Source organism: Streptomyces sp. NPDC086080, assembly GCF_044540255.1.
In the GTDB taxonomy this organism is placed as follows: domain Bacteria; phylum Actinomycetota; class Actinomycetes; order Streptomycetales; family Streptomycetaceae; genus Streptomyces.
Genome location: NZ_JBITRU010000003.1, coordinates 180205 through 199786, shown reverse-complemented (window position 1 = coordinate 199786; position 19582 = coordinate 180205). Strand labels below are relative to the sequence as shown.

The 19582-nt window shown below is 71.7% G+C and carries 20 protein-coding genes; 9 read left to right on the top strand and 11 right to left on the bottom strand.

The features are described 5' to 3' along the window. Positions 1-65: 65 nt before the first annotated feature. From ACIF9R_RS05035 to ACIF9R_RS05025, 3 genes are all read right to left on the bottom strand, one after another. Positions 66-644, bottom strand: coding sequence for a TerD family protein (locus ACIF9R_RS05035; protein WP_399974488.1), 579 nt, complete (start codon positions 642-644; stop codon positions 66-68). A 135-nt stretch (positions 645-779) separates the two neighbouring features. Then, positions 780-2921 (bottom strand): excinuclease ABC subunit UvrB, encoded by a 2142-nt coding sequence (uvrB, locus tag ACIF9R_RS05030; RefSeq protein ID WP_399974486.1) that lies wholly within the window; start codon positions 2919-2921, stop codon positions 780-782. A gap of 40 nt (positions 2922-2961) precedes the next feature. Beyond that, positions 2962-3825, bottom strand: a complete 864-nt coding sequence (locus ACIF9R_RS05025; protein WP_399974483.1) for an MHYT domain-containing protein — start codon at positions 3823-3825, stop codon at positions 2962-2964. Between the two features lie 279 nt (positions 3826-4104). On the opposite strand from ACIF9R_RS05025, the gene ACIF9R_RS05020 reads away from it, so the two are divergent. Together ACIF9R_RS05020 and ACIF9R_RS05015 are read left to right on the top strand one after the other, a co-directional pair. Then, entirely contained in the window at positions 4105-5040 is a 936-nt protein-coding gene (locus ACIF9R_RS05020) for a glycerophosphodiester phosphodiesterase (protein ID WP_399974481.1), read from the top strand. A gap of 63 nt (positions 5041-5103) precedes the next feature. Next, complete coding sequence (locus ACIF9R_RS05015) at positions 5104-5679, top strand: methylated-DNA--[protein]-cysteine S-methyltransferase (protein ID WP_399974479.1); 576 nt, start codon at positions 5104-5106, stop codon at positions 5677-5679. Positions 5680-5710: 31 nt separating this feature from the next. Here the strand turns inward: ACIF9R_RS05015 and ACIF9R_RS05010 are convergent, their stop codons facing one another. Next, positions 5711-6139: a VOC family protein gene (locus ACIF9R_RS05010; RefSeq protein WP_399974476.1), complete on the bottom strand. Its 429-nt coding sequence runs from the start codon at positions 6137-6139 to the stop codon at positions 5711-5713. Between the two features lie 101 nt (positions 6140-6240). Here ACIF9R_RS05010 and ACIF9R_RS05005 point away from each other — a divergent pair, with 101 nt between their 5' ends. Both ACIF9R_RS05005 and ACIF9R_RS05000 read left to right on the top strand, forming a co-directional pair. Next, positions 6241-7152, top strand: a complete 912-nt coding sequence (locus ACIF9R_RS05005) for a pseudouridine-5'-phosphate glycosidase (protein WP_399974474.1) — start codon at positions 6241-6243, stop codon at positions 7150-7152. A gap of 7 nt (positions 7153-7159) precedes the next feature. After that, complete coding sequence (locus tag ACIF9R_RS05000) at positions 7160-8065, top strand: carbohydrate kinase family protein (RefSeq protein ID WP_399974471.1); 906 nt, start codon at positions 7160-7162, stop codon at positions 8063-8065. Between the two features lie 240 nt (positions 8066-8305). Here the strand turns inward: ACIF9R_RS05000 and ACIF9R_RS04995 are convergent, their stop codons facing one another. Together ACIF9R_RS04995 and ACIF9R_RS04990 are read right to left on the bottom strand one after the other, a co-directional pair. After that, positions 8306-8734 carry a CBS domain-containing protein gene (locus ACIF9R_RS04995; RefSeq protein WP_399974469.1) on the bottom strand — a complete coding sequence of 143 codons (429 nt, stop codon included), beginning with the start codon at positions 8732-8734 and terminating at the stop codon, positions 8306-8308. A 157-nt stretch (positions 8735-8891) separates the two neighbouring features. Continuing rightward, entirely contained in the window at positions 8892-9524 is a 633-nt protein-coding gene (locus ACIF9R_RS04990; protein WP_399974467.1) for a uridine kinase, read from the bottom strand. A gap of 324 nt (positions 9525-9848) precedes the next feature. On the opposite strand from ACIF9R_RS04990, the gene ACIF9R_RS04985 reads away from it, so the two are divergent. Together ACIF9R_RS04985 and ACIF9R_RS04980 are read left to right on the top strand one after the other, a co-directional pair. Further along, entirely contained in the window at positions 9849-10331 is a 483-nt protein-coding gene (locus ACIF9R_RS04985) for a DUF1772 domain-containing protein (RefSeq protein ID WP_399974464.1), read from the top strand. A gap of 151 nt (positions 10332-10482) precedes the next feature. Next, positions 10483-11973, top strand: a complete 1491-nt coding sequence (locus ACIF9R_RS04980) for a glutamate synthase subunit beta (protein ID WP_399974462.1) — start codon at positions 10483-10485, stop codon at positions 11971-11973. Between the two features lie 142 nt (positions 11974-12115). Here ACIF9R_RS04980 and ACIF9R_RS04975 read toward each other — a convergent pair whose 3' ends face one another. From ACIF9R_RS04975 to ACIF9R_RS04965, 3 genes are all read right to left on the bottom strand, one after another. Further along, complete coding sequence (locus tag ACIF9R_RS04975) at positions 12116-12919, bottom strand: SAM-dependent methyltransferase (RefSeq protein WP_399974460.1); 804 nt, start codon at positions 12917-12919, stop codon at positions 12116-12118. Positions 12920-13011: 92 nt separating this feature from the next. Beyond that, entirely contained in the window at positions 13012-13296 is a 285-nt protein-coding gene (locus ACIF9R_RS04970) for a DUF397 domain-containing protein (RefSeq protein WP_399974458.1), read from the bottom strand. Continuing rightward, positions 13297-14157: a helix-turn-helix domain-containing protein gene (locus ACIF9R_RS04965; RefSeq protein WP_399974455.1), complete on the bottom strand. Its 861-nt coding sequence runs from the start codon at positions 14155-14157 to the stop codon at positions 13297-13299. A gap of 224 nt (positions 14158-14381) precedes the next feature. On the opposite strand from ACIF9R_RS04965, the gene ACIF9R_RS04960 reads away from it, so the two are divergent. Together ACIF9R_RS04960 and ACIF9R_RS04955 are read left to right on the top strand one after the other, a co-directional pair. Next, complete coding sequence (locus tag ACIF9R_RS04960) at positions 14382-15014, top strand: ATP-binding protein (RefSeq protein ID WP_399974453.1); 633 nt, start codon at positions 14382-14384, stop codon at positions 15012-15014. Then, the gene (locus ACIF9R_RS04955) at positions 15011-15451 is read left to right on the top strand and encodes a hypothetical protein (protein ID WP_399974450.1); all 441 of its coding nucleotides are present in this window, start codon (positions 15011-15013) and stop codon (positions 15449-15451) included. The genes ACIF9R_RS04960 and ACIF9R_RS04955 overlap by 4 nt, the downstream gene beginning before the upstream one ends. Before the next feature lie 48 nt (positions 15452-15499). Here the strand turns inward: ACIF9R_RS04955 and ACIF9R_RS04950 are convergent, their stop codons facing one another. After that, entirely contained in the window at positions 15500-15682 is a 183-nt protein-coding gene (locus tag ACIF9R_RS04950) for a hypothetical protein (protein ID WP_399974447.1), read from the bottom strand. Positions 15683-16140: 458 nt separating this feature from the next. On the opposite strand from ACIF9R_RS04950, the gene ACIF9R_RS04945 reads away from it, so the two are divergent. Then, positions 16141-17091 (top strand): endonuclease/exonuclease/phosphatase family protein, encoded by a 951-nt coding sequence (locus ACIF9R_RS04945; protein WP_399974444.1) that lies wholly within the window; start codon positions 16141-16143, stop codon positions 17089-17091. Positions 17092-17507: 416 nt separating this feature from the next. On the opposite strand, the gene ACIF9R_RS04940 is transcribed toward ACIF9R_RS04945, so the two are convergent. Beyond that, positions 17508-19385, bottom strand: a complete 1878-nt coding sequence (locus ACIF9R_RS04940; protein WP_399974441.1) for an FUSC family protein — start codon at positions 19383-19385, stop codon at positions 17508-17510. Positions 19386-19582 lie beyond the last annotated feature (197 nt).

Genomic DNA, 19582 nt, shown 5'->3' with positions numbered 1-19582 from the left:
GTCGCGTGTGATGAGTCGTGTGCCGCTCACCGGCCCCGCCCCGGGACCGGTTCGCCCGCGGAGTCCTACAGAACCGGCACGATGGCCGGCATCAGATCCTGGAAGGTGCGGCCGTTCGCCGGGTTGCCGAGCGCCGTCATCGTCCAGCCGGTGCCGGAGCGGTGCACCTTGGCCATGATCTGGGCCGTGTAGGCGCCACCGCCGGCCAGTGTGTAGCGGGCCAGCTCCTGTCCGTTGGTCTCGTCGACGAGGCGGCAGAACGCGTTCTGCACCTCCTGGAACGTCTGGCCCGTGAAGGAGTTCACGGTGAAGACGATCTGGTCGATGTGGACCGGGACGCGCGCGAGATCGACGAGGATGGCCTCGTCGTCGCCGCCCTGGCCGACACCGCCGACGAGGTTGTCACCGGTGTGGCGCACGGAGCCGTCGTCGCTGACGAGGTGACGGAAGAAGACGACGTCGACCGGCTTCTTGTCGGCGAACAGGACGGCCGAGGCATCCAGGTCGATCTCGCGGGTGCGCGAGCCGAACAGGCCACGACGGGGAGCCGCCTGCCAGCCGAGACCCATGCGCACCGCGGTCAGGCTGCCACCGTCCTTCTTCTCCAGACTGATGGCCTGACCCTTGGTCATGTTGACGGTCACGCGCTGATTCCCCTCTCGAACTGTCCCCTGTTGCCGCGGAACCGCGGTTGACCAGAACCCTACGCAGGGGCACTGACAGTGACGTACCCAGGCCCGCACTTTGTGTCGGTCTTGCAACACATCCCGTACGGGACGTCAGGACAGGCCGGCCTCCTGCATCTGCCGCAGTTCCTTCTTCATCTCCGACACCTCGTCGCGCAGCCGTGCCGCGATCTCGAACTGGAGGTCCGCCGCGGCGGACCGCATCCGCGCGGTGAGTTCCTCGATCTGCCCGGCGAGTTCGGCGGCGGGGCGATCGGTGGGCACGGTCTCGGCGGCCTTCCCCCTGCCCTTCCTCGTGCCCTTGGCGGCCTTGTCGCCGAGGGCGGGGACGGGCGCCTTGGTGCCGCCGCCGTCCTTCTTGGCCTGGCGGTAGCCCGAGCCGAGCAACTGCTCGGTGTCGATGTCCTCGCGGGCTATCTGCGCGACGATGTCGTTGATCTTCTTGCGCAGGGGCTGCGGGTCGATGCCGTTCGCCCGGTTGTACGCGACCTGCTTCTCCCGGCGGCGGTTGGTCTCGTCGATGGCCTTCGCCATCGCCGGGGTGATCTTGTCGGCGTACATATGGACCTGGCCGGAGACGTTGCGCGCCGCGCGGCCGATGGTCTGGATCAGGGAGGTGCCCGAGCGCAGGAAGCCCTCCTTGTCCGCGTCGAGGATGGCGACCAGGGACACCTCGGGCAGGTCGAGGCCCTCACGCAGCAGGTTGATGCCGACGAGGACGTCGTACTCACCGCTGCGCAGCTCCCGCAGCAGCTCGACCCGGCGCAGGGTGTCGACGTCGCTGTGGAGATAGCGCACCTGGATGCCGAGTTCCAGGAAGTAGTCGGTGAGGTCCTCGGCCATCTTCTTGGTGAGTGTGGTGACCAGGACGCGTTCGTCCTTCTCCACCCGGGTGCGGATCTCGTGCACCAGGTCGTCGATCTGGCCCTCGGTGGGCTTGACCACGACCTCGGGGTCGACGAGGCCGGTGGGGCGGATGATCTGCTCGACGAAGCCGTCCGACCGGGAGAGTTCGTACGGTCCGGGGGTGGCCGACAGGTAGACGGTCTGGCCGACGCGCTCCTGGAACTCCTCCCACTTCAGCGGGCGGTTGTCCAGGGCGGAGGGGAGCCGGAAGCCGTGGTCGACGAGGGTGCGCTTGCGGGAGGCGTCGCCCTCGTACATGGCGCCGATCTGCGGGACGGTGACGTGCGACTCGTCGATCACGAGGAGGAAGTCGTCCGGGAAGTAGTCCAGCAGGGTGTTCGGCGGGGAGCCGGGAGAGCGGCCGTCGAAGTGCATCGAGTAGTTCTCCACGCCGGAGCAGGAGCCGATCTGGCGGAGCATCTCGATGTCGTACGTGCTGCGCATGCGCAGGCGCTGGGCCTCCAGTAGTTTGCCCTGCTTCTCCAGCTCGGCCAGGCGCTCGCCGAGTTCCTTCTCGATGTCGTTGACCGCGCGCTCCAGCCGCTCCGGGCCGGCGACGTAGTGGGAGGCCGGGAAGATGTACAGCTGCTGGTCGTCGCTGATGATCTCGCCGGTGAGCGGGTGGAGCGTGGACAGCGCCTCGATCTCGTCGCCGAACATCTCGATACGGACGGCGAGCTCCTCGTAGACCGGGAAGATCTCGATGGTGTCGCCGCGCACGCGGAAGGTGCCCCGGGTGAAGGCCATGTCGTTGCGCGTGTACTGGATGTCCACGAAGCGGCGCAACAGCTCGTCGCGGTCGAACTCGTCGCCCACGCGCAGGGGGACCATGCGGTCCACGTACTCCTGCGGTGTGCCCAGGCCGTAGATGCAGGAGACGGAGGCGACCACGACGACGTCGCGGCGGGTGAGCAGCGAGTTGGTGGCCGAGTGGCGCAGCCGCTCGACCTCCTCGTTGATCGAGGAGTCCTTCTCGATGTAGGTGTCCGACTGCGGGACGTACGCCTCGGGCTGGTAGTAGTCGTAGTACGAGACGAAGTACTCCACCGCGTTGTTCGGCAGCAGCTCGCGGAACTCGTTGGCCAGCTGGGCGGCCAACGTCTTGTTCGGCGCCATGACCAGGGTGGGGCGCTGGAGCTTCTCGATCATCCACGCGGTGGTGGCGGACTTGCCTGTGCCGGTCGCGCCGAGCAGGACGACGTCCTTCTCACCTGCTTCGATGCGCCGCGCGAGGTCGGCGATGGCCGTCGGCTGGTCGCCGCTCGGCTGATAGGGACTGACGACCTCGAAGGGCGCCACCGTGCGTTCGATCTGGGAAACGGGCCGCATGCCTTCCACCGTACGACCCCGCACTGACAACGGGTCCGGATCAGTGGCGCTGCGGGGTCCGGGAGCGGTGCTCGACGGGTCCGCGCAGCCGCAGGCGTGCGCGCGCCGGAGGATGGTGGGCCGGAGGGTGGGCGGGAATGCCGGGCCTGTGCTCGGCGGGGGGCCTGCCGGACCCGCCGGTGACCATCAGTGGGTCGAGGATCACCACGATGCCCGCGAGGACGAGGAAGGAGAGCGGACCGACCATCAGGGGTCCGAGCAGCGCGGCGGCGGATTCTCCCTGTGCGGGGGTGGCCGTGCCGTGGACGTGGACGTCGAGCGCTGCCATGCCGGTGTAGTGCATTCCGGTGACCGCGAGCCCCATGACGAGACTGGCGCCCACGCTCCACTGGAAGCCCCTGTCCTGTCCGGCCGCCCACAGGGCGGCACTGGCGGCGGCCATGGCGATGACCACGGAGACGGCGACCAGGCCGGTGTGGTACTCCAGCGTTCCGTCGAGAGTCATGCCGGCCATGCCGAGGTAGTGCATCGAGGCGATGCCGAGACCGGTGACAGTGCCCCCGGTGAACAGGGCCGTTCCGGAGGCGCCCCGGTAGCCGACGATGAAGATCCCGGTGCCGACCATGACGATGCCGACGGCGAGGCTCGCGAACGTCAGGGCGCGGTCGTAGTGGATCGGGGTGCCCTTGATCGCGAAGCCCATCATGCCGATGAAGTGCATCGTCCATATGCCGGAACCGATGGCGACGGATCCCAGGGTGAGCCAGCCGGCCCGCCGGCGCCGGGACGCCGACCTGGATCTGGTGGTGCAGCGCAGACCCAGTGCGCCGCCGAGGCAGGCCATGAGAAAGGCCACCAGCGGTGTGACCAGGCCGTAACTGAATCCGTCGACCGTGCCTTGCATGCGCGGCTGCCCTTCCGCCCGGTTGGTCTCGCGATATCCCGATGTCAGCCCCCTCCCAGATCCGCGACGGCGTCCCGGGTTGCCGCAGAGAGTATGACCCCCACCGGAATGGTCGAACGACTTTCCAGTAAACAAACACGTCCTTGCCCCAGGTGTGTGGCACCGGTGTGCGGACTTCGGGCAACTTCGTTCAATTCATGGCCATCCCGCGCCCGTCTCGTATTGACCCTCTGCTGTCAGAGTTGAGCTGACCGTGATCGTTCGACGCGAGGAGTACGCATGCATGCACGCGCCGTCGCCGCCTCGACCACCGCGCTCCTGGGAGCAGCCGCCTTCCTGCTCCCGTTCACCCCCGCGCGGGCCGCCGACCACGGCGGTCCCCGGCCCGTGATCGCCGACGCCGGCATCCCCCGCCCCGTGATCGTCGACCACGGCACCGCCCACCCCGTGATCGTCGCCCACCGGGGCGCTTCCGCCTACGCGCCCGAGAACACGCTCGCCGCCGTCGACAAGGCCGCCGCGCTCGGTGCCGAGTGGGTGGAGAACGACGTCCAGCGCACCAGGGACGGAGAACTCGTCGTCCTCCACGACGACAGCCTGCAGCGCACCACCGACGTCGAGGAGGTCTACCCCGACCGGGCTCCGTGGAAGGTGAAGGACTTCACCGCGGCGGAGATCGCCCGGCTGGACGCGGGCAGCTGGTTCGACCCCGCGTACGCGGGCGCGCGCGTTCCCACACTTGAGCAGTTCGTGCACCGCGTGGAGCGGAACGACCAGAAGCTGCTGCTGGAGCTCAAGAACCCACAGCTCTATCCGGGCATCGAAGGCGAGACGCTCGAGGTCCTGAGCAACGAGGGGTGGCTCGACGACCGGCATGTGCGGAACCGGCTGGTCGTGCAGAGCTTCAGCGCGGACAGCGTGCGTACGGTCCATGATCTGAAGCCCGCCGTGAAGACCGGGTTCCTCGGAACGCCGCCCGTCGCGGACCTGCCCTCGTACGCGACCTTCACCGATCAGATCAACCCCTCGCACGGCTCGCTGTCCACCCCCTACGTCGCCGCCATACACGGCTTCCGGGGGCCGCACGGACAGCCGATGGAGGTGCTCACCTGGACCGTGAACGACGCGGCGGCGGCCCGCCGGGTGGCCGGGTTCGGGGTGGACGGGATCATCACCAACACGCCCGACGTGGTGCGGGACGCGGTGGGCGGCTGATCGTCCCTCCGGGGCACCGGCGTCCGCCCGGCATTGTCAGCGGCGGGTCGTACGGTGGGGCGCATGAACAGCCATGGGCAGGACAGGCAACGGGTCGTGTGGGCCGTCGTAGGCACCGGCATCGGCCCGCTGCTGCTGGCCACGACCCGCGAGGGCCTGGTCAACGTCGTGTTCCACGCCACGGAGGAGGTGCGCGACAGAGCCCTGGAGCGGCTGGCGTCCCGGCTCGGCACCGAACCGGCCGAGCGGGGCAGTGTGCCGGCCGAGGAGTCCGGCTCCGTGCTGCTGGATGAGGCGATGCGCCAGGTGGAGGCGTACTTCGCGGGTGAGCGGCAGTCCTTCGAGCTGCCACTGGACTGGTCGCTGATATCCGGCTTCCCCCGCGAGGTGCTGCGGGAGCTGGCCGCCGGTGTGCCGTTCGGCACGGTCGTCGGGTACGGCGATCTGGCCGGACGGGTGGGGCAGCCGGGCGGCGCACAGGCGGTGGGGGCGGCCATGGGCGCCAACCCCTTGCCGGTGGTCGTGCCCTGCCACCGGGTCGTGGAACGCGACGGGGGCATCGGCGGCTTCGGCGGCGGGCTGGAGACCAAGCGCCGGCTGCTCGCCCTGGAGGGTGTACTGCCCGAGCCGCTGTTCTGACGGCGCGGGAGCACCGGGCGCCACCGGCCGGTCAGTCGTAGTGCCGCGCCTCGAACACATTGCCGTCCGGGTCGCGGAAGTAGAAGCTGCGCCGGGCCTGTCCGCGGGCCCCGAAGGAGTCGTACGAGAGGTCCGTCACCTGTACGGACTGCTCCTCCAGCCGGCTGCGGAGGGCGTCGAAGCGGTCGGCCGGCAGGGACAGGCAGACGTGGTTGACGGGGTGGCCCGAGCTTTCCGCGGCGCCGGGAAGCATCGTCATGCGTTCCGCCATGGTCAGTGGCATGAGGTCGAGAATCGTCTCCTCGTTGACCCGCACCGAGGGAAAGGGTGCCTCGCCCGCGGAGTATTCGGTGAGCCGGACGGGCTCCAGGCCCACCGCCTTGTCGTAGAAGCCGGCGGCCGCGATGGGGTCACGCACCCACAGGACGATGTGGTCGAGACGAGTCGTCTGGTCCGTCATGTCTGCCAGCCTCCGTGATCGGTGTCGGGGCACGCAAGGGGTTTGGCCCGGGGCGTGGCCCGCCAGAGATGAGGGAGAGGCGGCAGACAGGAGGCAGGCGCGTGGTGCTCACGGTGTCCGAAGAGGTGCGGGAGGCGATCGCCGCCGGCCGGCCGGTGGTGGCCCTCGAGTCCACGATCATCGCGCATGGGCTGCCCCGGCCGCGCAATCTCCGGGTGGCTCTGGAACTGGAGGCGGCCGTACGGCAGGAGGGCGCGGTCCCGGCGACCATCGCCGTGCTGGACGGTCGTCCTCGGGTCGGTCTGGACAAGGAGCAGCTGGAGCGGGTCGCGAACGAGGACGGCATCCGCAAGCTGGGCCATCGTGATCTGCCTCTCGCGGTGGCCACCGGGGCGAGCGGGGCGACCACGGTGTCCGCCACGGCCCTGCTCGCGGCGCGAGCGGGGATACGGGTGTTCGCCACCGGAGGGCTCGGCGGTGTGCACCGGGAGTGGACGGTGACCCAGGACGAGTCGGCGGACCTGGGTCTGCTGGCGCGGACGCGCATCACCGTGGTGTGCGCGGGGGTGAAGTCGATCCTGGACGTACCGGCGACCCTGCAACGGCTGGAGACCCTGGGGGTGGCGGTCGCGGGGTACGGCACGGACCGCTTCCCCGGCTTCTATCTGTCCGACTCGGGTCACCCCGTGGACTGGCGGCTGGACACCCCGGAGCAGGTGGCGGGGGTCATGCGGGCCCAGAGTGCGCTCGGCGGGCCGGAGTCGGCGCTGATCGTGGCCAACCCCGTTCCCGAGGACGAGCAGCTGGATCCCGGGGTGCACGCGCGGGTGCTCGACGAGGCGCTGCGCGCATGCGAGGCGGAAGGGGTGACGGGGCAGGGGGTCACCCCCTTCCTGCTCGGTCATCTGGTCCGTGGCACCGACGGCGCCTCGCTCGCCGCGAACCTGGCCGCGGTCCGGGGCAACGTACGCCTGGCGGCACGCGTCGCGTCGGCCTGGGCCGCCGGGGAGTGACGGGACCGTGCGGGAGGGGGCGCTGCTGGTCGTCGGCGATGTGATCACGGATGTGGTGGCCCGGCACCGGGGCCCGCTCGCCTCGGGAACGGACACGCCGGCGGTGATCCGGACGGTGCCGGGTGGCGCGGGCGCCAATGTGGCCTGCTGGGCGGCGCGCCGGGGCGGCGTCGAGGTGCGTCTGCTGGGGCGGGTGGGCTCGGACTCGGCGGCCTGGCACGAGAGGGAGCTGGCCGCCAGTGGGGTCCGCCCCCTGCTCGTCGTGGACGGACAGGCGCCGACGGGGACGGTGATCTGCCTGGTGGACGACGGTGCGGCGGCCGAGCGGACCTTCCTCACCGACAGCGGCGCGTCGCTGCGGCTCGGTCCCGGCGACTGGTCGGACACACTGCTGGACGGTGTGGCGCGACTGCATCTGTCGGGCTATCTGCTGTTCACCGAGCCGAGCCGCGCCTTCGTCGCGGTCGCGTTGAGGGCGGCGCGTGCGCGGGGGGTGCCGGTGAGCCTGGACCCGGCGTCGGCCGGGTTCCTCGTCACGCTGGGCACCGACCGCTTCCCGGCCCTCGTCGAAGGGGTGGACGTGCTGCTGCCCAGCCGTGACGAGGCGTGCCTGCTGACCGGGGCGTCCGATGCCGCGGACGCCGCGGCGGGGCTGAGCCGCCATGTTCCGCTGGTGGTGGTCAAGCAGGGGGCGCGGGGCGCCCTGCTGGCGCGGTCCGGCGAGGTGTACGCCCGCGTCCCCGCCGTGCCGGCGACGCCCCACGACACCACGGGCGCCGGCGATGCCTTCACCGGCGCGTTCCTCGCGGCCCTGCTCACGGGCGCCGACCCGGAGCAGGCGGCGGCCGAGGGCTGCGGGGCGGGCGCGCTGGCGGTGGAGCGGACCGGTGGCCGCCCGCCGGCACGCGCCTGACGCGCGGCCCTCGCCGGGGCACACCCCCGTTGTCCACAGGCGGGAACGGAGCGGGGCAGGCGTTGTCCACAGGCCCGCCCGCGTTTCCCGGCGGACTGGCAGACTGCCGATGCGGCGCGAGGAAGGACCACCGCGTGAGGAAGCCGCGCGAGGGGACGTGAGGGGGCCTGATGGTGAGCGGACTGATATCGACGGTGTGAGACGGTGTGACTGGTGCGGTGCGCCGTGGTCCGGGGCGGGTCAGCCCGTGGCGGACCTGGCGTAGACGCTCTCGGCCCAGGTGGCGATCTGGCTCTCCGTCAGGTGCTGGGCGAGATCGGCTTCGCTGATCATGCCGACGAGGCGCTTGTTGTCGATGACGGGGAGCCTGCGGATCTGGTGGGTCCGCATCTCCCGCAGGACGTCGTCGACACCGGCATCCGCCTCGATCCAGCGCGGGGTGCCCTTGGCCATCTCGCCGGCGGTGACCTGGGCGGGATCGTGGCCCATCGCCACGCAACCGACGACGATGTCGCGGTCGGTCAGGATGCCGCAGAGCCGCTCGTTCTCGTCGCTGATGGGCAGCGCGCCGACGTTCAGGTCGCGCATCAACTGGGCGGCACGGTCGAGGGTTTCGTGAGCGGGGATCCACTGGGCGCCGCGGTGCATGATGTCTGAGGCGGTGGTCATGGAGTACCTCCTGTTTCCGGACGGCCGGCGCGGCGCGGGTCGCACCGCGAGTCCCGACGTCCCTCATTCTCGTCGCGCCTTCCGCGGACGGCACCCGGAGCGGGACGAGGCCGGGCACAGCGGGGAGAGCCGGGAGGAGCCACCCTGCCGGCGGAGGTCAGCCGCGCCAGGCCGGATGGCGGGGATCGTCGGCCCGCACCAGTACGTCGGCCGTGCGGGCCGGGTCGGTCTCCTGCTCGTAGCGCGCGAAGGCCGGGAGCATCCAGTGGTCGGCCTCGGGGGTACGACGGCGCAGGGCTCCCGGGGAGAGGAGGACATGGACGCTCAGATCGAAGGGGAACCAGTGGCGCAGAAGGAGGGGGCCGTGCAGCAACAGCACACCACCGGGCGGTAGTTCGGTGTAGGGACTGCGGGTGGCCCGGTCCGTGACGGGGTCCCGGAGATCGGGCAGGACCCGTCCGCTCCCGCCCGGTTCGAGGCGTCCGAACACCTCGCGCCACAGGGCTCCGGTGTCGTACCAGCCGTTGTAGTAGGACTCCTCGTCCTGGTGGCCGTACTCGAGCCGGACCGAGGCCGGGCGCAGAAAGCCCTCGGTGCCCACGACCAGGGAGGGACGGCCGCGTATCCGCAGCGCCTCGGCGACCCGCTCGGCGAGGTCTCCCGGGCGAGCGGCCGGGGCGCCGTCGAGGGCCACCCGGGGCCAGGGTCCGCCGTCGGCCGTCTTCAGCTCCAGCAGGCGGTCGGCGAGGAGGTCGCCGAGCCGGTCCCAGGTGATCGCTTCGAGTCGCACACGGCCATGATGCGCCGCCCGGTGTCCGGGGCGCGGCTCGGGGCCGGTGAAGGCAGGGAATCAGGGAGGAGGCCCCCGCCCACCCGCGGCCGCCTGCTGATGAGCGGGTACCGCAGGACAGACGCGGCGGTGGGGAGGGTGCGGAGACGGTGGTCGCAGGACCGGCCGGGTTCCGCGGGGTGGCGAACGGGGCGTTCACCACAGCGGTGCTGGACGCTCGCGTATGCGTCGGCGTCGCCCGGCCATGGCCGGGCGTGCGGGCCACGCGTTCACTGGTGGTGGGTCGGCCGGGCAGGGTCCCGGCCGGGAGACGGGGGTGAGGACATGATCGATGGACCGTACTTCGTGCTGACGGTGCTGGGCGTGCTCGGGACCGGGCTGGTGGCGGGTGCCTTCTGCGCCTTTTCGGCCTTCGTGATGAGAGGGCTCGCGGCGCTGCCGCCCGCGCGGGGCGTGGCGGCGATGCAGGCGGTGAACGCGGCGGCGGTGCGGCCGGGCTTCATGCTGGTGTTCCTGTGCTCGGCCGTGTTGTGCGCGGTGCTCACGGTGGTGACGTTCGTGCGCCGGCCGGAGGAGGGGGCGGTCGAGCTGACGGTGGGCGGTGCGCTGTATCTCCTGGGGTCGTTCGGGCTGACCGTGATCGCGCACATACCGCGCAACGATGCGCTGGCCCGGCTGGAACCGGGGAGCCCCGAGGCGGCCGCGTACTGGCCGGTCTTCGTGCGCGAGTGGACCAGGTGGAACCACGTGCGCACGCTCGCCTCGGGCGGGGCGGCGCTGGCGTACGTGCTGGCCCTCACCGGGTGACGGGCCGGCGGCGCGGCAGGGGCGGCCGGACGATGTCGGGGCGCTCTGCGGGCGGGGCCGGGCGGACGTATCGTGGCCGGAGGAGTGTCGTCCGACGACGTGGTGTCCGACGCCGCACGGTCTGTCACCCGCGGACACGAGGAAGACGGCCATGGCCGATCCCAAGGGTTTCCTGACCACACCCCGCGAGGAGTGGCCGCGCAGGCCGGTGGCGGAACGGGTTCGTGACTGGGACGAGGTCGTCGTTCCCGGTGCGTTGCTGCCCATCATCGGCCGGCAGGCCGACCGGTGCATGGACTGCGGTGTCCCGTTCTGTCACGAGGCCTGTCCGCTGGGCAATCTCATCCCCGAGTGGAACGAGCTGGTGTCCCGGGAGGACTGGCGGGCGGCGGCGGAGCGGCTGCACGCCACCAACAACTTTCCCGAGTTCACCGGGCGGTTGTGTCCCGCGCCGTGCGAGGCGGGCTGTGTGCTCGCCATCAACCAGCCGGCGGTCACCATCAAGAACGTCGAGTGCGCCGTCGCCGACCGGGCGTGGGAGGAGGGCTTCGCTCCGCCGGCTCCGCCGGACCGGCTCTCGGACCGGACGGTCGCGGTCATCGGCTCGGGCCCCACCGGCCTGGCCGCCGCTCAGCAGCTGACCCGGGCGGGTCACACCGTCGCCGTGTACGAGCGGGACGACCGCCTCGGCGGGCTGATGCGATACGGCATCCCCGAGTTCAAGATGGAGAAGCGTCATCTGGAACGGCGCCTCGCGCAGATGCGGGCGGAGGGGACGAAGTTCCGTACGTCCACGACGGTCGGGCGGGATGTGGACGCGGCGGAACTGCAGGCCCGGTACGACGCGATGGTGGTCGCGACGGGGGCCACCGCCTGGCGTGAACTGCCCGTGCCGGGCCGTGAACTGGCGGGGATTCACCAGGCGATGGAGTATCTGCCGCTGGCCAACCGGGTGTGCGAGGGGGACCTGGAGTCGTCGCCGTTGTCGGCGGCGGGCCGGCATGTGGTCATCGTCGGGGGTGGTGACACCGGTGCGGACTGTCTGGGGACGGTCGTGCGGGAGGGCGCGGCGTCGGTCACCCAACTCGACATCTACGCCCGGGCGGGTACCGCGCGGGACGAGGACGCGGATCCCTGGCCCACCTATCCGAAGCTGTACCGGATGACGCCGGCGCACGAGGAGGCGGGCGGGTTGGGCATGGCGCCGGAGGCGGATGCGGATGTCCGGGTGTTCGCGGCGTCGACGCTGCGCTTCGCCGGGGACGCGGAAGGCCGGGTGTGCCGGCTGGATCTGGTGGAGGTCGACTCCGGGCGGCGGGCCGTGGCGGGAACGGAGCGGTCGTTGCGTACGGATTTCGTGTTGCTGGCGCTCGGGTTCTCCGGACCGGACCGGGGGGACGGGCTGATCGCCCGGCTGGGGCTGGAGACGGAGCCTCGTGGCACCATCGCACGGGATGCGGGGTTCGCCACGAATGTGCCGGGGGTCTTCGTGGCGGGGGATGCCGCACGGGGGCAGTCGTTGATCGTGTGGGCGATCGCGGAAGGGCGGGCCGTGGCGGCGTCGGTCGACAGCCATCTGACCGGTGGTGAGGCCCGGTTGCCGGCTCCGATCGGCCCCTTCGACCGTCCGATGACCGTCTGAGCGCATGTGCCGGGGCGGGCTCCGGGACACCCCGGTGCCGGCACGTTGCCCCGTGCCCGGGGCATGGCTGCCCGCGGGGGCGGGGCAGGCCCGGAGGGTGGCGAGGGCGCCCCCGTCGAGCGCGGGGGCGCCTCGCGGGCAATTACGGTTTGCGGGCCACCGCTCCGTAGCCGGGGATGATGCCGTCACCCTGGCCCGGGACCGGCTCACCCAGTTCCGGGTGCCACTCCTGGGGGACCTGGACACCGGGGGCGGCCAGGTCGAGGCCGTCGAAGAAGCGGGTGAACTCCTCTCGGGACCTCAGGGCGAGGGTGACGCCCGCCGCCCTGAGTTTCTCGGTTGCCGCCGCCGACTCCTCGGGAGTGAAGTCGGACGTCGCGTGGGTGATGACGAGGTGGCTGCCCGGGGGCAGTGCGTCCACCAGCCGCCTCACCAGCTCGTGCGCGCCGTCCTCGTCGGGAACGAAGTGCAGCAGCGCGATGAGCGACAGGGCGACCGGCTCGTTGAAGTCGAGGACCTTGCGCGCGCCCTCCAGGATGGCCTCCGGATCACGTACGTCCGCCTGGAGGTACTCGGTCACGCCCGCGTCCGTGCCCCGCAGCAGCGCCGCCGCGTGGGCCAGCACGATGGGGTCGTTGTCGCAGTACACGACGCGGGCGTCCGGCTGGATCTTCTGGGCCACCTGGTGCAGGTTGGGCTCGGTGGGGATACCGGTGCCGATGTCGAGGAACTGACGTACACCCTGGCCGGCCAGCCAGCGGGTGGCTCGCTGCATGAACGCACGGTTCACGCGCGCCATCACCGGCACTCGCGGATCGAGCGCCAGCATCTGCCGGCCCATGGCCTCGTCGACCGGGTAGTTGTCCTTGCCTCCGAGGTACCAGTCGTACATCCGCGCGGGGTGCGGCCTGCTCGTGTCGATCTCCACGGGGTGCTGCCCGGTCATGACGGACTCCATAAGTCTCTGCAAGCGTTAATGATCAAGTCGATGCCACGTCGGAAAGGGGACGAGCGCAAAGGTAGAGCGGACAACAAGGCTCAGGACAGCAGGAAATCCGCCTCTCCCGCCTTCGCTCCCTCGATGAAGGCCGTCATCTCGGCGGAGGTGTAGATGAGCGCGGGACCGTCCGGATCGGTGGACTGGCGTACGGCGATCCGGCCGTCGTCGAGCTTCATCGCCTCCAGGCAGTTCCCTCCGTTGCCGCCGCTCCACGGCTTGTGCCAGCCCTCGCTGCCCAGCTCCCGCGCGGGCATGCCGTTGTAGATCCGCTCGGTGCGGCCCCGCGACGGGGACAGGGATTTACGGGACTCCATGAGTTCCATTCACAGCTCCTTGCGGAGATCCCGGAGGATCTCCTTCGTGCGATGTGCCGTGGCGGCCTGCGCCGCCATGCGGTCCATGACTTCGAGGTGGGTCGCCACCTCGGTGCGCGCGTCCAGGTAGACGGCACCGGTCAGGTACTCGCTGTAGACCATGTCCGGAAGTTCGGGCACGGCGAATCGGAACAGCACGAACGGCCCGTATGTACCGGGGTGCGGTCCGCCGGCGAAGGTCGCGACCTGCAGTGTCACATTGGCCAGCTTCGTGGCCTCGAGCAACTTGTCGATCTGGGCTCGCATCACCTCCGGGCCGCCGACCTGGCGGCGGAGCACGGTCTCGTCCATCACGACCCACAGGCGGGGCGCGTCCTCACGAGTGAGCAGTTCCTGCCGTTGCATGCGCAGGTCGACGTGGCGCTCGATGTCCTCGGGCCGGGTCTGCCCTATGGCACCGGAGCGCAGCACGCCGCGCGCGTAGTCCTCGGTCTGGAGCACTCCGGGGACGAAATGGGGTTCGTAACTGCGGATGAGGGAGGCGGCGCCCTCCAGGCTGACGTACATCGAGAACCAGCCGGGCAGGATGTCGTGGAAGCGCTGCCACCAGCCGGGGCGGTTGGCGTCCTCCGCCAGTTGCACGAAGGCCTCGGCCTCGTCGTCGGAGACGCCGTACGCCTTCAGCAGGAGCTGGAGATACGGGATTTTCAGCCCGACCTCGGCCATCTCCATGCGGCGCACGGTGGCGGGGGCGACCCGGAGGACACGGGCGGCCTCCTCGCGCTTGAGTCCCGCGCGTTCGCGCAGGTCCAGCAGGCGCCGGCCGAGGACGACCTGGCCGACCGTCGGCGCGGACCGGGGTTCGCTCACACTCCACCTCCCTCGAACAAATCCTGACAGCCCGGCGGCGCCATTCGAAGATCGTTTCGAAGACTCTTACGATTCGAACTTTCGTTCGAACCTGGCTTCGGGCGATCCCAACTGGCGCCGCGCGAGATGCTGTTGCGAGCAGTGTGCCACGGCCGTGCAGACCGTCACACAGCACTCTGCATTTTTCAGAGTGACACTTGCCAAGTGTTCACGGCGGGGCGATAGTGGCAAGCGTGATTCCGTCCGCGCCCTTAGGAACAGACGCCGCCGCAGGATCCGTCGGCCTCGGCGCCGCCTCGGTACCCGCCCCTTCCGGGGCCGCAGCCGAGCGCCGGTTCCGTTTCGAACTGACCGCCCATCCGGGTTCCCCGGCTCAGGCGAGACGCCTGACGAGGGCACGGCTGACCGGCTGGTCGGTGTGCGAGGACACCTGCGACACGGCGGAACTGGTCGTCTCCGAACTCGTCACCAACGCCATCGTGCACACCGCGAGCAGCCACATCGTCTGCGAGCTGCACGACGGCGGCGACGTGGTGCGCATAGCCGTGCGGGACGAGGGCTGCGCACCGGACAGGCCCCGGGCGAACATCCGGCAGCGGCCCGAGGACGAGCACGGGAGGGGACTGCTTCTGGTCGACGCCCTGTGTCACTCCTGGGGCGCCCACGAGCACGGTCCCGGGCTGCTGGTCTGGGCCGATCTCCCCCACAAGGCGGACACCCCGCGCGACCCCGCCGAGCCCCGCAACGACCTGGGCTGGGGCGCCCGCCCGAAGCCCGGTTCATCCGACGGCCCGGACAACGGCGACGGCGAGGGCGACACCGACGAGGCCGCCCACCGGGACGGAGGGCCGGCGTGACGAGCGCGACCGGCACCCGTGTGCTGACCCTGGACTCGCTGGTCGGCCTCCGGCGCGGACGGGACCCCCGAGCCGTCTCCCGGCGTCTGCAGGTCCCCGAGGGCATGACGGCCCCCATGGGCTGTGACGCCGTGGCGGTACCCGCCCGCTTCGGCCCGCTGGTGCTGCCCCGGCTGCCCCGGGTCGGGTGCGTCTACGCCGATGAGGCGCACTGGTGGTGGCTGGTCCCGTCCGACTCCGACTACGCCCTGGAGTGGCCCGCCCCCGCGCACTACGCGGCCGGCGCAGTGCTTCCCGACGCGGAGGCACCCGGTCTTCCCGGTCTGATCCACCGCCCCGACGGCACGCTCCCCTACACGCCGCCGATACCGCTCTATCTGGCCGTCTGCCGTCTGACGGGAACCGCCCCCGCCTGGTCCCGCCCGGTCACCGCGTAACAGCCCGTCACCAGGCTCCCCGGGGCACGGGCGCCCTCCGGCATCCGCTCACGCCGTCACATCACCGCCACCGTCCGCGCGGACGATCACCAGGAACATGTCGGTCGCGAGGTCCATGACAACCTCGGCGGGCAGGCCCTCCAGGCGCCGCGCATGCGCGAACTCCTCCGCCGGCCACGAGCCGCGCGGCCCACCTGCGGGAAAGCGTTCGAGCACAGTTCGCCCGTTCACCCTGCCACCTCCATGTCACGCTGTACTCGTAGAGTTAAACGCCAACCATGGGGTGAACACCTCGTTCAGTGACGGTACTGAGACGTAGTTGACATCCGTTCACCGCCAAGTGTGAGCGGGCTCTCGACTTTACGGAGTAACCCGTCACCTTCCGTAGCGGTGCTCGCACGCGTGGTATCGGCCGACCGGGCACTCACCGTGGCGCCGGTGGTACGCGAGGCACCCGGTCCTCGTGGCACGACCACGTCCTTGATCGTCGTGCGTGCGGACGGCGCGTGCGGTGATGATGAGCCCGGCGGGACTCTCCACCGCAGAAGGCGTCATCACGTCGACGTACGACGCGTTCCTGACCGGGGGTGAGCCGAGCCGTGACATCCCGTCGCGGCTCTGTCGCGGGGCGGGCCGGGCACGCACCCTGGCCTCACCACGAACCCGCCCACGGCTGAAAGGGGCCCGCGATGCTCCTCGGCACCTGGAATCTGGAGAACCTCTACCGGCCCGGCGGCCCCTTCGGTCCCGGGGACGAGGCCGCGTACGAGTCGAAACTGGCGGCGCTCGCCGCCGTGATCACGGAGCTCGATCCGGAGCTGCTCGGCGTGCAGGAGGTCGGCGACCCCAGCGCACTGGAAGACCTGGCCAGGATGCTGGACGACGCCTGGCACATCGCCCTCTCGGAGCACCCCGACGGCCGGGGCATACGGGTCGGCTTCCTGAGCCGCAGGGAGCTGACGGTGGTCGCAGACACCGCGGCGTTCCCGGCGAAGCTGCGCCCGGTGCAGGCGGACGACGCGGGACCGACCGCCGGTGCGGCGGGCCGGGGCTTCCTCGCCGTGGAGGTCGCCGGCGAGCAGGGGCCGTTGCGGGTGGCGGTGTGTCATCTCAAGTCGAAGCTGCTGTCGTATCCGAACGGCCGCTTCCATCCGCGGGACGAGGGTGAGCGGGCTCGTTACGGCGCCTACGCCCTGTACCGGCGGGCGGCGGAGGCGGCGACGCTGCGCGCCCTCGCGGACGAGTTGCTCGACGGCGACGGACGGGACCGGGACGTGGCGGTGCTCGGCGATCTCAACGACGAGGTGCAGGCGGCGACCACACAGATCCTGCTCGGCCCGCCGGGATCGGAGATCGGCACGCCGGGTTACGACCGCCCCGACAACGGCGACGCGGCCCGGCTGTGGGACGTGGCCCCGCTCATCCCGGCAGCCCAGCGCTACTCCCGGGTCAATGCCGGACGCCGGGAGCTGATCGACCATGTGCTGCTCAGTCATCGTCTGGTGCGGCGGGTGGCGGAGGCGGGTACGGGGCTGCCGGACGAGGGGGCGCCGCGACTGCCGTCGGTCGGGCCGGACCCCGCGGAGCGGCGTGGGGCGGCGGGATCGGACCACGCGCCGGTATGGGTACGGGTGGCCTGACCGGCCGGGTGCAACCGCCCTGCCCGGGCACCGGCGACCCGAGCCCGGCACCCGGACCGACGCCCCAGGCCCGGCGACCCGAGCCCGGCACCCGGACCGACGCCCCAGGCCCGGCGACCCGAGACCTGCCGAGGCCATCCGACGCCTCGCCATGTCCGGCACCCGGATCTGGCGGGCTGAGACCGGCCCCCAGACCAGCACCCCAAGCTCCACGGCCCAGGACCCGGCCGAAGCCACCCGGTCGCCGCCAGGTCCGGCCCCCAAAGCCCGGTGGCCCAAAGCCCGGTGGCCCAAGACCCGGTGACCCAGGACCCGGTGACCCAGGACCGGCCGAAGCCATCCGGTCGCCCGCCGGTCCGGCACCCCGAGCCCGGCGATCCAGGACCGGCACCCCGAGCCCGGCGGCCCGGCCGAAGTCATCCCGCGGTCAGCAGGTCCGGCACCCGGAGCCGCACACGGCCGTGGCGCCGGGTGAGTTCGTCCCGCAGCCCCGCGAGTCGTGCCACATGCCGGGGATCGATCCGGCCGGTGTCGTCAAGGTGGACGGCACAGGCGGTGGTGGTGTCGACGAACAGTTCGAGGGTGGCGGCGATCTCGTCGGCGCCGTGCGCGTGCCGGGCGAGCGTGGGCAGTTCGGCGGAGGCGAGGGCGATGGCCGTACGGGCTTCCGCGAGGGTGCGGTAGGCCTCGCGGCGCAGCGCCCAGCGGGTCTCGCGGTCACCGGACGCGCCGAGCACGTGGTCGAGGTAGGTCTGTGCGGCGGCGCCCGCTTCGGCGAGTCTGGCGCGGATGGCGTCGCCGCGCTGTCCCGGCATCGGCAGATGGCCGACGACCAGGATGACGGCGCAGGCCAGCAGCGTCTCGCCGATGCGGGCGGTCGATGCCTGGGGTTCGCCGCCGGCCATGACCAGGGCGAGGACGAGCACGGTGACGACGGCGGTCTGCGCCGCGAAGTGCCGGGCGGCCACCGGGAGCAGCGCCCCGCTGACCACGACCAGCGCGACGAGCCCTTCCGGACGGGGCAGCAGCGCGGCGAACCCGGCGAACAGCAGCGCCCCGAGGACGGTTCCGGCGGCCCGGGACAGCACCCGGGAGGCGAGCGGCCCGAGGTCCGGCTTGACGAGGAAGACGGCGGTGGCGGGCAGCCAGTACCAGTGTTCGTGCTGCCCGTACCAGCGGGAGTGATGGAGCGCCTGGGCCAGGGCGGCGCTCACGCCGAAGCTCAGGGCGACCCGCATGCCGTACTCACGCCCGCGGGCGCCCAGAACGGTCTTCAGCCGGACGGCCCGGGACCGCTTCCGGCTGTGCAGGTCGCCGCCCTCGCCCCGGTCGAAGGCCTCCGCGGCACGCAGCAGGGCGTCGTCGAGGGCACGCAGTGCGGGGACGGTCCGGGAGGGGGCGGGCAGCGGTCCGGTGGGGGTGCCGGCGCGTACGGCGACGGCCAGGCGGCGGGGTCCTTCGGAGGCGCGGGCCGGCACGGGGTCCCCCGCCCATGCCAGTGCGGTCGCGGCCTCGGCGAGCGGGAGGGCGGCGGCGTACCGGGCGTGCAGCCGGCGTTCCGTGGCGGAGGAGGCGTACCGCCGCAGCCGGGGCCCGGCGAGGGCGTCCTGCGCCTGGTCGAGGGTGGCGGTGAGTGCGGCGCGGCGTGCCGTGGCGGTGTCCGTACCGGCGGCGTCGAGGAGCGCGGCGATGGCCTCGTACACCCCGGCGACGGCGGCCCGCTCGCCGTCGAACCGGAAGTCGAGCCGGAAGTCGAGCCGGGCGCCGGACCGGAGGTTCCTGGCCGACGCTCCCGGCATCGCGAGCCGCAGAAGCAGCAGCCACCCGGCCCCGGCGAGGAAGGCGAGCGCCCGCTGCCATCCCGTTTCGGGCAGCGGCATGCCGGCCCCGACGGCGGCACCGACCAGCAACTGCGTACCGGCGGAGGAGCCCACCGGTCCCGGCGCGCTGACGGCTCCGGCGAGCAGCCCGAGTGCGGTCAGCATCAGGGTGAGCGGCACGGCGGAAAGGTGATCGCCGGCGTACGTCCCGAGGAGCAGCCCGGCCGCTCCCGCGAGCGCGGGCCCGCCGATCCGTCCGACCGAGGCGCGACGGCTGCCGGGCCGGTCGTTGATCCCGGCGAACATGGCACCGATGGCCGCGACCACCCCCACGGTGGGCCGCCCGGCGAGAACGGCGGCGAGCAGCAGGGGGCCACCACCGAGCGCGCCTCGGGTGACCGCGCTCCATGGGACGGGTCCACGCTGAGCGCGGAGGGCATGGGCGAGCCATGGAGGTGGCGCGGGGCGGGTCACGGGGCTCCAGTCGACGTGTCGGGAGGGTGCTCGCGGGCGACGGTGACCGGGCCGAGGGACGTGTGATCTCCACGGTAAGCGGGGGCGTGGCAGGAAAGCGAACGGCCGTGTTTCCGGGACATGACGAGAGACATGGCGAGGGACATGGCGATGCCGCCCGCGAGGCGCACTCCCCCGGCCACGGCAGTGCCCCGGGT

Bases quoted from the DNA above. Each gene is read 5' to 3' on its own strand.
- uvrB (WP_399974486.1), bottom strand. From the start codon at position 2,921: ATGCGGCCCGTTTCCCAGATCGAACGCACGGTGGCGCCCTTCGAGGTC.
- ACIF9R_RS05025 (WP_399974483.1), bottom strand. From the start codon at position 3,825: ATGCAAGGCACGGTCGACGGATTCAGTTACGGCCTGGTCACACCGCTG.
- ACIF9R_RS05020 (WP_399974481.1), top strand. From the start codon at position 4,105: ATGCATGCACGCGCCGTCGCCGCCTCGACCACCGCGCTCCTGGGAGCA.
- ACIF9R_RS05015 (WP_399974479.1), top strand. From the start codon at position 5,104: ATGAACAGCCATGGGCAGGACAGGCAACGGGTCGTGTGGGCCGTCGTA.
- ACIF9R_RS05010 (WP_399974476.1), bottom strand. From the start codon at position 6,139: ATGACGGACCAGACGACTCGTCTCGACCACATCGTCCTGTGGGTGCGT.
- ACIF9R_RS04995 (WP_399974469.1), bottom strand. From the start codon at position 8,734: ATGACCACCGCCTCAGACATCATGCACCGCGGCGCCCAGTGGATCCCC.
- ACIF9R_RS04985 (WP_399974464.1), top strand. From the start codon at position 9,849: ATGATCGATGGACCGTACTTCGTGCTGACGGTGCTGGGCGTGCTCGGG.
- ACIF9R_RS04980 (WP_399974462.1), top strand. From the start codon at position 10,483: ATGGCCGATCCCAAGGGTTTCCTGACCACACCCCGCGAGGAGTGGCCG.
- ACIF9R_RS04975 (WP_399974460.1), bottom strand. From the start codon at position 12,919: ATGACCGGGCAGCACCCCGTGGAGATCGACACGAGCAGGCCGCACCCC.
- ACIF9R_RS04970 (WP_399974458.1), bottom strand. From the start codon at position 13,296: ATGGAACTCATGGAGTCCCGTAAATCCCTGTCCCCGTCGCGGGGCCGC.
- ACIF9R_RS04945 (WP_399974444.1), top strand. From the start codon at position 16,141: ATGCTCCTCGGCACCTGGAATCTGGAGAACCTCTACCGGCCCGGCGGC.